Annotated in this window: 22 protein-coding genes; 3 read left to right on the top strand and 19 right to left on the bottom strand. The window is 50.0% G+C overall.

Annotated features, from left to right (window positions below):
* Nucleotides 1-79 precede the first annotated feature (79 nt).
* The 17 genes from H7R76_RS10605 to H7R76_RS10685 form a co-directional block, all read right to left on the bottom strand.
* Complete coding sequence (locus tag H7R76_RS10605; RefSeq protein ID WP_063922160.1) at nt 80-553, bottom strand: hypothetical protein; 474 nt, start codon at nt 551-553, stop codon at nt 80-82.
* Between the two features lie 8 nt (nt 554-561).
* Nucleotides 562-999 (bottom strand): hypothetical protein, encoded by a 438-nt coding sequence (locus H7R76_RS10610; RefSeq protein ID WP_063922159.1) that lies wholly within the window; start codon nt 997-999, stop codon nt 562-564.
* A gap of 51 nt (nt 1,000-1,050) precedes the next feature.
* Nucleotides 1,051-1,458, bottom strand: a complete 408-nt coding sequence (locus H7R76_RS10615) for a gp16 family protein (RefSeq protein ID WP_003030376.1) — start codon at nt 1,456-1,458, stop codon at nt 1,051-1,053.
* 2 nt (nt 1,459-1,460) lie between these two features.
* On the bottom strand, nt 1,461-1,847 hold the full coding sequence (locus H7R76_RS10620) for a hypothetical protein (RefSeq protein ID WP_003030378.1): 387 nt from the start codon (nt 1,845-1,847) through the stop codon (nt 1,461-1,463).
* Complete coding sequence (locus H7R76_RS10625) at nt 1,835-2,029, bottom strand: hypothetical protein (protein ID WP_003030380.1); 195 nt, start codon at nt 2,027-2,029, stop codon at nt 1,835-1,837. The genes H7R76_RS10620 and H7R76_RS10625 overlap by 13 nt, the downstream gene beginning before the upstream one ends.
* Nucleotides 2,013-2,207 carry a hypothetical protein gene (locus H7R76_RS10630; RefSeq protein ID WP_003030382.1) on the bottom strand — a complete coding sequence of 65 codons (195 nt, stop codon included), beginning with the start codon at nt 2,205-2,207 and terminating at the stop codon, nt 2,013-2,015. The genes H7R76_RS10625 and H7R76_RS10630 overlap by 17 nt, the downstream gene beginning before the upstream one ends.
* A gap of 207 nt (nt 2,208-2,414) precedes the next feature.
* Complete coding sequence (locus tag H7R76_RS10635; RefSeq protein WP_063616986.1) at nt 2,415-2,780, bottom strand: DUF4406 domain-containing protein; 366 nt, start codon at nt 2,778-2,780, stop codon at nt 2,415-2,417.
* On the bottom strand, nt 2,773-3,276 hold the full coding sequence (locus H7R76_RS10640; protein ID WP_063616985.1) for a hypothetical protein: 504 nt from the start codon (nt 3,274-3,276) through the stop codon (nt 2,773-2,775). The genes H7R76_RS10635 and H7R76_RS10640 overlap by 8 nt, the downstream gene beginning before the upstream one ends.
* Nucleotides 3,273-3,995 carry a DUF2786 domain-containing protein gene (locus H7R76_RS10645; RefSeq protein WP_063922158.1) on the bottom strand — a complete coding sequence of 241 codons (723 nt, stop codon included), beginning with the start codon at nt 3,993-3,995 and terminating at the stop codon, nt 3,273-3,275. Before H7R76_RS10645 ends, H7R76_RS10640 begins: the two co-directional genes overlap by 4 nt.
* An 80-nt stretch (nt 3,996-4,075) precedes the next feature.
* Nucleotides 4,076-4,267: a hypothetical protein gene (locus H7R76_RS10650; RefSeq protein WP_063616983.1), complete on the bottom strand. Its 192-nt coding sequence runs from the start codon at nt 4,265-4,267 to the stop codon at nt 4,076-4,078.
* Complete coding sequence (locus H7R76_RS10655) at nt 4,257-4,481, bottom strand: ANR family transcriptional regulator (RefSeq protein WP_074168272.1); 225 nt, start codon at nt 4,479-4,481, stop codon at nt 4,257-4,259. The genes H7R76_RS10650 and H7R76_RS10655 overlap by 11 nt, the downstream gene beginning before the upstream one ends.
* Nucleotide 4,482: 1 nt before the next feature.
* Complete coding sequence (locus H7R76_RS10660) at nt 4,483-5,127, bottom strand: DUF3164 family protein (RefSeq protein ID WP_063616982.1); 645 nt, start codon at nt 5,125-5,127, stop codon at nt 4,483-4,485.
* The gene (locus H7R76_RS10665) at nt 5,117-5,308 is read right to left on the bottom strand and encodes a hypothetical protein (RefSeq protein WP_181522749.1); all 192 of its coding nucleotides are present in this window, start codon (nt 5,306-5,308) and stop codon (nt 5,117-5,119) included. The genes H7R76_RS10660 and H7R76_RS10665 overlap by 11 nt, the downstream gene beginning before the upstream one ends.
* 12 nt (nt 5,309-5,320) lie before the next feature.
* Nucleotides 5,321-5,599, bottom strand: coding sequence for an HI_1482 family protein (locus H7R76_RS10670; protein ID WP_063616980.1), 279 nt, complete (start codon nt 5,597-5,599; stop codon nt 5,321-5,323).
* Between the two features lie 20 nt (nt 5,600-5,619).
* Nucleotides 5,620-6,513: an AAA family ATPase gene (locus H7R76_RS10675; protein ID WP_061548759.1), complete on the bottom strand. Its 894-nt coding sequence runs from the start codon at nt 6,511-6,513 to the stop codon at nt 5,620-5,622.
* 45 nt (nt 6,514-6,558) lie between these two features.
* A complete protein-coding gene (locus H7R76_RS10680; RefSeq protein WP_063616979.1) occupies nt 6,559-8,616 on the bottom strand; it encodes a Mu transposase C-terminal domain-containing protein in 2,058 nt (685 codons plus the stop codon).
* 1 nt (nt 8,617) lies between these two features.
* Nucleotides 8,618-8,845 (bottom strand): helix-turn-helix domain-containing protein, encoded by a 228-nt coding sequence (locus tag H7R76_RS10685; RefSeq protein ID WP_001568891.1) that lies wholly within the window; start codon nt 8,843-8,845, stop codon nt 8,618-8,620.
* A 181-nt stretch (nt 8,846-9,026) separates the two neighbouring features.
* Between H7R76_RS10685 and H7R76_RS10690 the strand changes: the two genes are divergently transcribed.
* Nucleotides 9,027-9,656, top strand: coding sequence for a helix-turn-helix domain-containing protein (locus tag H7R76_RS10690; RefSeq protein ID WP_063616978.1), 630 nt, complete (start codon nt 9,027-9,029; stop codon nt 9,654-9,656).
* 233 nt (nt 9,657-9,889) lie between these two features.
* On the opposite strand, the gene H7R76_RS10695 is transcribed toward H7R76_RS10690, so the two are convergent.
* Nucleotides 9,890-10,783 carry a membrane-associated sensor domain-containing protein gene (locus H7R76_RS10695; protein WP_182967711.1) on the bottom strand — a complete coding sequence of 298 codons (894 nt, stop codon included), beginning with the start codon at nt 10,781-10,783 and terminating at the stop codon, nt 9,890-9,892.
* 218 nt (nt 10,784-11,001) lie between these two features.
* On the bottom strand, nt 11,002-11,469 hold the full coding sequence (gene slyB / locus H7R76_RS10700; protein WP_106926792.1) for an outer membrane lipoprotein SlyB: 468 nt from the start codon (nt 11,467-11,469) through the stop codon (nt 11,002-11,004).
* 275 nt (nt 11,470-11,744) lie between these two features.
* Between slyB and anmK the strand changes: the two genes are divergently transcribed.
* Nucleotides 11,745-12,869, top strand: a complete 1,125-nt coding sequence (anmK, locus tag H7R76_RS10705) for an anhydro-N-acetylmuramic acid kinase (protein ID WP_182930492.1) — start codon at nt 11,745-11,747, stop codon at nt 12,867-12,869.
* Nucleotides 12,870-12,962: 93 nt separating this feature from the next.
* Complete coding sequence (gene mliC, locus H7R76_RS10710; RefSeq protein ID WP_106926796.1) at nt 12,963-13,286, top strand: C-type lysozyme inhibitor; 324 nt, start codon at nt 12,963-12,965, stop codon at nt 13,284-13,286.
* Nucleotides 13,287-13,316 lie beyond the last annotated feature (30 nt).

The following is a 13,316-nucleotide window of genomic DNA, read 5'->3' on the forward strand; positions in this document are numbered from 1 at the left end:
GAACATGATGATCTCATATCAGGAACTTGTTCGCACCTTCCTTAGGTGCTGGATAAGAATGAGGAGGTTCAGTGGTAAATTATGGAACGTCAATAATTGTTATTTTCTCATCAGTTGCATTTGCATTCTCATGCATCAAGAAGGACTGTATTGCCCTCTTGCAATCGCTATAAGCGTTAATATAAGTAGAATTGACATGTTCTACATTTTTAGCACTATCGGTTAATGTGGATTTTTTCTCCTGCCAGAGATTGTATGCAGCTGTGCTCATCGTACTGCAATCAGAAAATGGTGAGACTTTAAAGCCATTTTCAGCTGACATCCCATATTTTCTAATACCATCCTTATACAAATCGCCCATATCTTTATTTAAAGCTAATAGTGATGATGGGTTTCCTTGACCATTCAAAATGATAGCATCATCAAATCTAGATACTAAGTATTTTGTTTTAGCCATAAGTAAACGTGCATTTTTTATATCTTCGTTCTCTTTCTGTGCGGCAAAAGCACTAGAACTCAAAACAAGCAAAATCATAAGCATTCTGATTTTCATTGAAGCTCCTAAAAAAGTTGTTCTTGCGACGGAATCGGTTTTATTTTTTTTGCGGCAAGTAACTCCCAACCAAAACGATCACTGAATCCATACTTAGGGCACAGTTCAGTCATCAGACGTAAGGAAGATAGACCTTGTTCACGTAAGGCTTCGAACTCAACAATGAATGAACGGTTACGCAGCTCACGGAGGGCACGATCACAGCGAGGAAGATAAACCGGAGGAAGGCCACCAAAATGTTTTGTCAGGATAAACGTATTCTCGTCGCCGACAGCATCTCTGAGTAGTCCCATGCGACGTGCACCAACGGCACGAACCCCCTTGCCAAACGGTATAGTCGTACCTCCAAGGGCTTTAATCAGCAATGCCGTTGCCGGAAAACCAATCAGGCCAGCAATATCAAGTACCGTTTCCGGCAAAAGCGATTTAACCTTCTCAAGTTCCATATACCCTCCGGATCAAAAAGCGGGAAGAACTATTGTCTTCCCGCTTTATTATTACTTATTGCGTCGTCTCGCGTCGATGACTAAAGCCTGTAACAGCTTGGTTAATTGTTCATCATCAAGCCATTCAATCACTTTTTGATGAAACATTCGTTCCGCTATGGACTCAGCATATTGCCAGGGGCGTCCCGAGTCTGCCAGTAACGCTTCAATCTTACTTAGTATTGCTTTACGCGATTTGGCGACGTTAGGCTTGCGGCCATGCTTCCTGGATGTTTTTCTGGGAAATCCCTGCTCATGCATATATTCGCGTAGTTTTTGTAATTCCTCAAGTGTACATTTCGTACTTGATGTTTTTCCGGTAATTCGCTGCATAGTGCTGCGATAGGTAGTATCATCCCAAAGAAGCCATTTCTGACCCGCTTTAATTGCCCCAATTAACGCCTTCTTATTAATTAACATGGTCACACCTCACCATTATTTTCACTGTGACCAGTCACACTGGTTAAGTTCAGCTTCAGACATTTCAGCGTTAACCAGCAATTATGCTCCCCCTTGAAAGCCCCACCACAATGCTCTGGCGGTTTTGAACCACATTTTTTACATGCAGGAGTGTTCTCTTCTTGCTGTTGTAACTGACGAGCATCATTAAGCAGCAATAGTGCGATATATTCATTACGGCTATAAGGTTCACGTCCGGGGTTACGGTTTACACGGCCACGCTCAAGCGCGGCCAGCTCCTGATCGTTAATAATGATTTCAAAGCGGTTTAAACCAGATGTTTTAGCCTGGCTTGCTCGGGAACGCTGCTTACGCAAGCGAGCTCGTTCACGCGCTGTCATTTCGTCCATTTTTGCCCCCATGCCTTAACTTTTAGGTACAGCGGCCAGATAATTTTGTCAGCTAACCAAAACCCAATATTTTTGCTGGCCAGAATAAAGTGAACAGCCCAGTAAACACCCAGATAGCCACCGAACCCCAGAACACACGCTATTCCAAGCAAAATCCAGATGCTATCAATCGTGATGGTCATGAGTATCCTCCATTCCCGCATCGACAAGGATTAGACTGAATGGCCAAAGGAGCAGTGCGGCGGTGTGCTTGAGAGGCGACCAGACGTAATCTGGATTAATACGTTCCAGGACGCTGACCCAACACCAGCCCAGGTGAAAATAAAAAATAATAAGAATTAAAACCCAGCCGATATCCATTATTTAATCCCCCGTAACTTCCGATAATGGTCAATGGCTATTCTCATTTCACTTTGCTCGGCCTTGCCGCGAATTTTCCTGTTATGAGCATCAAAAAACTGGAATCGAATTCGGAGAGGTAATTTGGGGTATTCAACAACCTGGCTGGTGTTTCGAAAATGCCAGATGCGTCGATTGCCATTGTCCAGGAACTGGCATCCAATAACATTATTCACTGGTCACCTCCCGAGGAGAGTAGCGGTTATGCATAATGGCGAGGGTTGCTGTCTCCCATGACTGAAACATAAATACCAGACCTAACTCACGGCCCCGCTGAAATTCCTGCATTGCACCCCGGCTTTTTTCCCATCCATCCAGGAGGAAAACGGAATCAGCCTGCTCCAGCATCGCCAGCGTAATTGCCAGATATTGCTGGTGCTCAAGGCCATCAGGAAGTATCGCCGGATTTAGTACGGTGAAGCCTCGATCGGACAGGACACTAGCCTCGGCGTCGAACTCTGCCCGGTTATAATCCTGATACCCGGTCATCGGCCCGGCGATGAATACCACCGGCTTGCGCTGTTGTTCAGTCATAATTATCCCCTTCGATAACCTGGATGCCAGCAGCCGGAGGTGTGATGCCATTAATCTGGTCGCCCTCCGTCACCAGGCGAATCAGCATTGCCAACAGCTGGACAATCTCGCCCTCTACCTGCTGCCACTCCATCCGTTTCTCTGCGTAATGGACCCCGGCCTGCACGACCTCGCCAGCTTCCTCCGCAACCTTAAGAAGCACGTAGTTCGGCTGAGGGAACTTCCGCATCGCTTTTTCTGCTGAAACACGAGCCATTGCCACCAGAGAGGCAAAGTAATCGCTCTGCGACGCGGTGGTTGTGCCGGACTCCAGTTCTGCGATTCTCTGCTTAGCCATCACCAGTTCATTAGAGAGCTGCATCAGGCCGTTGTGGTGTGGTTGTCTTGCTTCCAGCGCATCTACCAGCGTTTTGCAATCATCAGGAGATAGAACCGGATAACTGAATTCTTCGGCATACACTCTTAGGTGTTGCGCCAGTGCGGTGATATCTCTCATTGAGGCCCCCCTTCAATTCGAGCTACAGCATTTGAAGACCCCGTCACAGCATGATGTAACTGCGCATTGCGGCCAGCCCGATAACCCTGATTAGCTGCATCATCGGTGCCGCTGGCTTTTCCCGGTTTACGAGGCTCCAGTTTCTTCATGCCCTGACTCAGTTTTTTACTGCTATAGCTCTCCATGAGAGTCTCTTCGGCCTCAGTGACGGCAAAGTCACTGATAACGGCATAGGCACCATTCACCCAGGCAGAGCAGAACGTATCGGCACGAGCCACCTTGGTGGCGGGTTTGATATTTTTACGCAACGTGGCGGTGTATTCACGACGGGCCTTCGCCAGCTGCTTGCCAAGAACCTCGAAGGAATAAGCTGCAACCTGCGGACGTTCGTCCGGTCCGTAATAGGTGATGGTTCGTTTTGCTGGAGCATCCCAGCGCTCATGACCGTGGGTGGTATAGAACTTAACCCCGAATGCCAGCGCTATCATATGAGCCAGCAGCGCCATATATTCAGGCATCTTTTCAGCATGTGATGGGGCTTTCTGAGTGGATGCCTCGTTGATATCCATCATCGCCGCATCGGCTTCAGTCAGTTTGTGAGTTTCCATCAGGCGCTGGGCACGTCTCAGCGCTAGTGCTGCTTCTTCAGCACTGGAGTTATTACGAGCCATTGCCAGCAGTTTTTTAATACGCTGGAGATATTTCTCTTTATTTTCCATTACAGAACTCCTTAATTCAGGCGTAAGCCAGCCCCGGCGGGTTTACGCCATATTTAAAACAGGTTTAATTAAAAGTTATTTCAGACAGCAGGAATCAGCGATTTAATATTGGCGAAATAAGGTTCCTGGTTTATTTCAACTACTGATACATCGCGGCAGTCACGAGCCAGGTCAACGGTGCTGACGACCTTACCGCCACGTAAAACCGGATTTGGCTGATAAATAAAGACGCTACCAACCGGGTATCGCTGATTGAACTCTTTAGCTTTCATCCGGAATCCCCCAACCGCGAGTAGCCGCGTTCGCGCAGAACTCCAGTCGACGAGTGGCCCAGAATCGACCGGAAGTACCACGAGCAAACATCAACGCTTTACCCCATAACTCAGCGGCTCTGGAATATTCGCCATTACGTTCGGCACGAATCGCGCCGGTGGCATAGCATCCGTAGTTATTGCGGGCTGAATTTTCTTTAATCTTTCCAGACATATCACACCCCCGCACTGGCAATATCGAGGGCAATCGGGCGGTATTTCTCACTGTCGCCGATACGCTCATAGACCCGAATGTATGATGACGTTCCGACCAGTTGCAGTGCCTCACCAATGATAGTCATCGCTTTCTGCCAGCGCTCATCATCAATATCGAGTTTCCGCAGTTTCAAAACCTCTGCAACTCTGATAAACCCAGTTTTATCAACGCGGAATGCGTCATTAATCAGCGCCCGGATTTCAGGGCGGGCATTCTCTGTCCAGTCTGAAAGGCAGGCGTCAATCAGCTCTTTTGCTGCCTGAATACGCTCATCGAATGACATTTTGTCGCTCATGGCTCGTTGGATTTTGTAGCACCCATCATAAGAGTAAAGGGTGACATTGCCTTTTTTCCCGCCGACACTCACACCGTATTCATTAGCAGAGAGATCAACAAACGCGGCAATATCGGTAAAACCACGCTTCTTAAACTCAGTGAGAATTTCATTCACTTTTTTGGCATGAAACACCAGTTCTTTAACCAGCTGATCACGCTCTTTATCAATCGGCTTAATCAGATGCTCTGGGATTAAGGCACCTTTGGCATCAACCCAATAACCAGCTGGTACGGGTTTATCAGTAAATTGTTGATATTCAGTGGACATTGGACTTCCCCTTTTTCTGGATTGCATTACGGATTTTTTCGTTGACATGGCCCGCCAGACCATACCCCACAGTGGCTGCGACCTTCTGGGTCAGCTCACTGTCTTTTTCATCTGGAACAACCTGGCACTCCACACTGATGCCGTGCGGTGCATCGGTTATGCTGATCACGACTTTTGCCACTTATTTTCTCCTTCAATGAATAGATTCTGACCAGACGACACGACAGCCGTCCTGGATGAAAAGGCCCTGGCGGTATTTACCCGATTTCCCTTGGCCATATTCGATGTAGCTGGCTTTACCGCTGCTGAGCAGGTAATCACACATGGCATGGCGCTGAATACGAATGACCGGCTGACCTTCCCGAACCACGATGCCTTTCACTTCCACGCCACGAGCCTGGAGGGAAACGACAACAGCTTCGGTACGATACAGCGCTGAAACCAGCGTGTTATCTGATGTTAAAGTCAGCATAAAACCTCCTTAAATCCGGATTAATGGATCAGCATTTCGGCTATCTGATTGACGATATGACCGCTGACCGGAACATCATTCATTGCACTGGTACGAACTGCACCGCGCAGCAGCTTGAACAGTCGGCGAGCATTACCTTTTGACGCGTTGAACAGCGCTTTGCTCAGGTCTTCATTCAGGCCATCCGGGAGAACGCTGCTGGCGATGACGTCAATATCAGCACCCGGCAGGCTATGCCCGAGGTTGAGGGCGAAACCGACACGGCTATAGAGCTGTACGAGCTCACCGCGTTTGCCCTTGAGGTTCAGAATCAGGCGAGGCATACCAACCAGGACGATGCCGATCCCCGTTTTGTCATGGATGCGGCGGATAGATTCCAGCGCACGCAGAGGGAGGTTCTCAGCTTCATCAATAATCAGCACGCGCCCGGAGTCGCGCAGCTTGTTGATGCAGGCTTCGCTAAGTTCATGCATATTGCCGCGGGTACTGAGCCCCAGCAGGTTGCAGAGTTCTTCCAGAACTACGCGTGCGGTGTAGCCAGGGTCGGCCTCAATCAGCAACGCATCCCGGTATTTAGAGACGTAGGCTTTGCAAATCATCGTCTTGCCCAGACCGGCTTCGCCGTAAAGCACGTTGATATCACCTTCGACATGCGCCATGCGTATAACATCAACGGCTTTGCGCGTTGTTGGGGTATCAACAAATTTGACGCTGATACGTGCCGAACGCTCTTTTTCATGCTGACGATCGATAAAGCTACGAATATCGTTTTCCAGCGATGCAATATCGCCGTCGTATTTATTATTCAGGTACTGGCTGATTACGGCAGAGCTCTTACCAATAGCGCGGGCGACCTGCGTCTGGTTAAGACCTTTTGCTTTCATCAGTTCGACAAGTTCATTTTTAGCTGACATAATTACTTCCTCTGTTTTAGTAAATCAGCGGCCTGTGATGTCCAGTCAGAAGGCCGCTTTTTTATTGCCCTGACTTTTCAGCCATTCTTCTCGCTCTGACTCGAACAGGAACACGTGTTCCCGGTCATCATTAATACGCTCGGCATCCGATGGTATTAATGCGCCGAAATCAGGGTACATATCGCTTTCTGGCAGCAGTCCTCGCGCCTCTGCTTCAATCTCTTCTCGCTGTTCGTCGATGCGCTTCAGACGACGCTGGCGGCGTTTCTCAACGGCGATATCCATCATGCTGGTTGGCAGCGCGGCACGCTTGTTGCCGTTCCAGATAGCGGTGCAGACATAAGTACCATCCATACGGCGAATGATGACGGCGGCAGGGTCGTGAATGTCATAGGCAACACGAACCTCTTCACCATCGACCTGTATCAGGTCAGCGCTGAAATACTGGTTGTTCATCAGATCAATCCAGCCCCGCTGGGCGGTACGGCACATCTCTGGCATGAAGGCTTCACGAAGCTCGATATCCGTCAGATATTCAATCTCGTCACCCTCAGTGGCCAGAACCTCGCGACGGTACTGTGCTGGCGTCATATGAACACCATTACGCTTCGGTAACTCGCTGTGCTCATGCAGGTTGTTGTATTTGTCGACTTCCTCAGCAATGGTATCCAGCAGCATCTGCCATGACGGCAGTTTACGCAGCGCGTTACGCTGTACGCTCGTGAGCTCTCGGCCATTCTCCTGAGCCTTAATCGCTGACTGGATGGCGCGACCGGTCATCCGGACATGCTCACGGTCGGCCCCGAATCCGTTGTAAGTATCAAATTTGTTGGCAATCGCTCTCGGTATTACGGCGTTCAGGCGTTCGATAATCCCGCGAGACTGAGGTCGGCCAGGAATACTGGTCGGGTGATCAATACCCATGCGGGTGAAAATACCGGTGATATCAGCATCCAGCGTTTTGTTTGTTTCACCGCCACCGTTATCGGAATAGACGAACAGAGGTTTCCCGTGGAATTTCATGGCGTAGCGATAGGCATCCGCTACGGCGATGACGTTCTCCGAGAGCGCCAGGCTCCAGCCCACCAGGAAGCGGGTTCGTCCATCAATCACCAGCGTCAGTTCGGGCGTGAATGGGCGGCCATGGACCGGATGAGCAACTTTCATATCCAGCGATTTACCATCCGCAATCCAGCAACCATTTACAGGCATCTGTGACCAGTCACGTTTCTGGTAAACCTCAAAGGCGAGAGCCGCTGAACCGCTGATACGGCCGCGAGCGCGTTCACGTTTGGGCAACTTTTCCATCGCACGGCGAACGGCATCATAAGACGGGCAGACGGCGAGCATCGCTGGCTGTCCCGCATAGATAGCCTGCCATTCAGTCTTGAATGAACGCCACGCATCCACCAGGGAAGGGCCTGAGAGTTTCCGCCAGTGAGCAAGAAAATCAGGGAGCCACTTAATCTGTTCAGGCTTACGCGCTTTAAGATGGCCTGGGGCCAGTAAAGCAAGGCGTTCGATACCAGGGCGGGTTGAAAGGTAAACAGACAGCCATTCCTGGAGTGTTCTTTCACCCACGCCACGGCGGCTGGAGCCTTTACGGGCATTGGCAATATCAGCCGCAGCCTGGATGTTCTCCGGGAGTGAACCCTTGCGTGACTCTTTGGCGATGAACTCAACCGCCGATGCGCGAGACATACCGATATCCCGAAGGCGCTCAACCTCTGCGGCTAATAATGCACGCGCATCGGCGATCTGTTTCTGGCGTTCGGTAAGGTCGGAAACTTCACGCTCCAGCAATACCGGGCACTGCCGTAATAACGCCAGCTCATCACGGGTCGTGGTGACTTCCCGCTTTGGTGCCGCTGGAGCGGGTGAGCAATCAGACTGTTTCAACACCTCCCGATAATGCCGGGCTTTGACTATTTCACGCGCCTGTTCAGGCAGGCAGTCGATGTGGTACTCGAATGCTTTGCTGCCAGCACGCTTGCGAACCAGTTCAGGGGAGTTGCCTGCACTTTTTTTAAGACTGTATCGCAGTCCTTGTTGTGTTGTTGGCAATCCAGGGACGCCAACTAATTCGTTAACAGTCACGAACATGTCACAGGTCCTTGTTGTAACGGCTTGGCCAGATACTGGCGGGTTCTAAATTGAGAGCATTTGCAATAATGCGCTCTCCTTTTGGATAAGAGCGTGCCAGCGCATTTTTCAGCGTGTCGGGTTTGAGTCCCGCGCTGGCGGAAAGGCCGCGCATAGTGACGCCACGCTTGTGCAGCTCGGCGACAATATCAATGCGATGCCAGTCACGCTGTACTTCATTTCTTTCCATACTTCGATTACCCTAAAAAGTTAACCGGGCGGATAATCCGCATGGGTTATCCGTTGGCATAAGTATTGATCCACTTGTGGAGCATGTAAAGCAAAAAACACCGCTTTCTTTTGTCTTTTTGAGTTTGGCGGTTTGTTTTTATGAGTACAGCAGAAAAATCAACTAGTTATAGGAAAGGAAAATGAAACAGGAAAGAGAAAGTGATTTTGCTATTAGTGATGAAGGCAAAGAAAGCATTGCTTCACGCATTCGGAAGCTAATTGGCCACCGTACAGTGCGAGCTGCTGCGGCTGACTGGGGGCTGGCATTCTCAACCTTGAATAACTATCTTACGCGCGGCACAGAACCATCACTCAATGTGGCAATAAAAATATCACATGTGGAAGGAGTGCCTCTTGAATGGCTTGCTACTGGAATATTGGTTGACGAGGCCCACAAGGGCAACATAGATGATGCTAAAGGTCTGAAGTTAGAAGAGAACGCATCAAATTATATCGGATTTACAGGCACACCAGCACAGTCTGGGACTCAGAATGATGAGCACTTATCCTTGGCTTGGTCCATGATTTATCAGGCCTTAACACGCCAACAAAGAGCGACTCTGGTTAGTCTGTTTATGAGAATGGGAGCAAACGGAGTGATAGAAAAACTCACTGATGAAAGTGAGCGGGAGACGAGTTGGGAGATGCTCACAATAGAAGATAAAGAAAGATTATTACGCCTTAATGAGCAACTGAAAAAAGGGTCATCTGAAGCTGATCAACAGACAGCCGAAGCGGGCCTAACAAGTCACGACAAGAAGGCCGGTTAAGCGAAATGGATTTTGAAGCCAACTTCTTACATACCAACCTACTATAGGGTATAGTGCTTGGCATCGAAAAATGCTTAAACGGTCTTTAAAAAGGATCTAAAGCCTTTCATTCGAGTGCAGAATTAAACGCAAAAATAGCTATTTTTTCTCATTTTATTTTTTGCAGTGCAAAATCACAGAATCCACGCAATCCCTCTATTCATCGGCCTTCCCGGCATTCTCCCCTAGATTCTTCACAGTGCAGAAACGATCACCTCCCCACAGTTTTGGTACGAGTTCAGGTATTTCGTGTTTGACTGGCGGTACAGCGTGAACACATCGCAAAACAGAACGAAGATCAGGAACATTGTTGAAATAGTTTCAAACAGTCGTGCCTGATACCAGCTGTAGCTGGCGGTGTCCTGACCGGACATCAGCACCAGTAGGGTGAAGATATAGCAGGCGCAGAAGAAAGCACCGCTATACCAGAATATATTGTTCAGGCGAGTGATAAATATCAGCGTAAATAGCGTGACCAACCATATTATGACCAATGCCCAGTTCATAATATCGTTCCACGTTTCGCTATATTGATATGTGGCATTATCGACCAGATGTACGCTTAACGCTGGATTATGGCTGGAATACAGCCACGATAATATCAGCATAATAATGGCGAACCCGAAGATGCCGCATAATATAAAAATATGATTTCTGGTACTGTGCATATCGCGAGATTTGATGGCATATAGGCCCACCGAAGCAATAAACAATACGGTCATAATAATATTGCGGAATAAATAAAATATGAGCGTATCGTTATAGTTCACCTCGCTTGCGGCACCGCACAAGAACCACATCGGGTAGCTGCTCAGCGTCCCCATCATCAATATGGCTGAGCTGGCAAAGGCACAGGCAATCGCCATCAAATAAAGACGCTGCCTGTCGCACAGGTACTTCATCACCATGAATACCGCGATCATCGTGTGGAAGACCATCAGAAACATCGTCAGCGTGGGAAAAAGAATAGGCGCAATCGAGGGAACGTGGCGAATAAAAATAGTAGAAAAATGATTGAGTAACAGAATACCAATCAGGCATATCGTGATATAAATCAAGAAGCGTTGCAGTGGGAATTTTAAAAGCATAGATGAGTCCTGTATACGCTAAGCGCTGCAAACCTTCGGGCGTCCTGCCCGGATTGGGCTCAATTTTAATGGATTGGCTGTAAAGAAATATTGTCCGTGCGCAAATAATAGATTGCCTGAATAGACTTTGTATATTTGTAGTATGAATTAATAGAAGGGAAGTTAGCGGTAAGTATTATGAAAGCAGGTGCGCGCGATAGGCACGCACCCGAAGAACATTAACGCGGAGAAACGGTTACCTGGCGGCCGTTGCTGGCCATCACGACGCGCTGACCCGCTGAGAAACGGGTGTCGCCCTGTTTCTGCACCACCATGATGGTGTTGCCGTCATCTTTACGAATTTCCAGCTCGACGCCCTGGGTTTTGTTCATCGCGCCCTGGACGCTCTGGCCCGCTACGCCGCCGGCAACGGCACCCGCTGCGGTAGCCAGCGAACGACCGGTACCGCCGCCGACGGTGTTGCCCAGGAAACCACCCAGTACTGCACCGCCGATAGCGCCGATGACGTTGCTATCATCGCCACCCTGAATCTGAACCGGACGCACGTGTACAATGGTACCGTAGGTCACGTTCTGAACCTGTTTTGCTTCGGATGCTGAGTAAACATCGCCTGACAAACCGCTGTTGTTGGCACATCCGGCCAGGGATAAACCAATCATTGAAACAGCCAATACGCGTAACATCATTTATGAATCTCCAGTTCACTAAGAATTGCTCTCTTGAGCATCCGTACTAAACAATTATATGGCATTTGATCGGAGCGGTCATATCTTCCGCATTCATTATTCACGATAATAAGCCATCCTGACTTAACCAACGCTAAACGCAAGAAAAACTGTGGCGCAGCGCTAAAAACAGCGGTGGGGCGGACGTATATTGTTAAAAAATATTATTGGTTAATAGCATTACGTACGGCTTTATGCTGGAGTGTTAACTTTACAGAGCTGACTAAGGACGGCGTATGAAATCCGGGCGATATATTGGCGTCATGTCAGGAACCAGCCTTGATGGCGTGGATGTGGTGCTGGCGGTTATTGATCAACATAGCGTGGCGCAGCTGGCGAGCCTTTCCTGGCCCATCCCCATCGCACTGAAAGAAGCAGTACTGGCCGTTTGCCAGGGGCAGCCGCTCACGCTCTCTCAACTGGGCCAGTTGGATAACCGACTGGGGCATCTGTTTGCAGACGCCATTATGGCGCTGATGGCTCAGGAAAAACTGGCCGCCCAGGATATTGTGGCCATCGGCTGCCACGGGCAAACCGTCTGGCATGAACCGACCGGCGATGCGCCCCATACCCTACAGATTGGCGACAACAATATTATTGCCGCCCGCACCGGCGTGAGCGTGGTGGGGGATTTCCGCCGTCGCGATATGGCGCTTGGCGGGCAGGGCGCGCCGCTGGTTCCGGCTTTTCACCAGGCGTTGCTGGCAGACCCCAGCGAGCGCCGCATGATCCTGAATATTGGCGGCATTGCTAATCTTTCGCTGCTGATACCCGGCCAGCCGGTACGCGGCTATGATACCGGTCCAGGCAATATGCTGATGGATGCCTGGATCTGGCGCAGCCTGGGCAAACCGTATGATAAAGACGCCGAATGGGCGAACGAAGGTCGGGTTATTCTGCCGCTGTTGCAGGATATGCTGAGCGATCCTTACTTCGCCGCACCCGCGCCGAAAAGCACCGGCCGTGAGTACTTCAACTACGGCTGGCTGGCACAGTTCCTCGCACGCTATCCGGGGCTGCGCGCCCAGGACGTCCAGGCGACCCTGACCGAGCTGACGGCGGTGACCATCAGCGAGCAGGTGCTGCTGAGCGGTGGATGCGAGCGTCTGCTGGTGTGCGGCGGGGGCAGCCGCAACCCGCTGGTTATGGCGCGCCTTGCCGGGCTGCTTGCCGGAACCGAGGTGGCGACCACCGACGAATACGGCATCAGCGGTGATGATATGGAAGCGTTGGCCTTTGCATGGCTGGCGTGGCGTACCGTTGCCGGGTTACCGGGCAACCTGCCGTCGGTGACCGGCGCGTCACAGGCAAGCGTGCTGGGGGCCATTTTCCCCGCGAACCCACAGAATAATAAGAGTTAACTGACATCATCTTTTACACTGGGCCGGTAGACTTAAGCAAAACGGGAGTGTGAAAATCACTCCTTGACCAGGAATGTCGAAAGGCCCGGAAAAATGAAAAAACTTCTTATCGTTGCTCTCCCTTTTATGCTCGCAGGCTGTAGCGCCTATAACCAGTTTATGGAGCGGATGCAAACCGACACGCTGGAGTATCAGTGTGATGAAAAACCGCTGACGGTGCATCTCAACAACTCGCGCCAGCAGGTGAGCTTTATCTATGATAATCAACAGCAGACCCTTGCGCAGGGCGTTTCCGCTTCCGGAGCGCGTTACACCGACGGTATCTACGTTTTCTGGTCGAAAGGCAATGAGGCGACCGTCTACAAACGTGACCGTATCGTGTTGAATAACTGTCAGTTACAAAATCCTAAGCGTTGAGATTTTCAGGCGGGCGGCGCACAATAACGC

It is taken from the genome of Klebsiella sp. WP8-S18-ESBL-06 (genome assembly GCF_014169755.1).
GTDB classification, from domain to species: Bacteria; Pseudomonadota; Gammaproteobacteria; order Enterobacterales; family Enterobacteriaceae; genus Kluyvera; species Kluyvera ascorbata_B.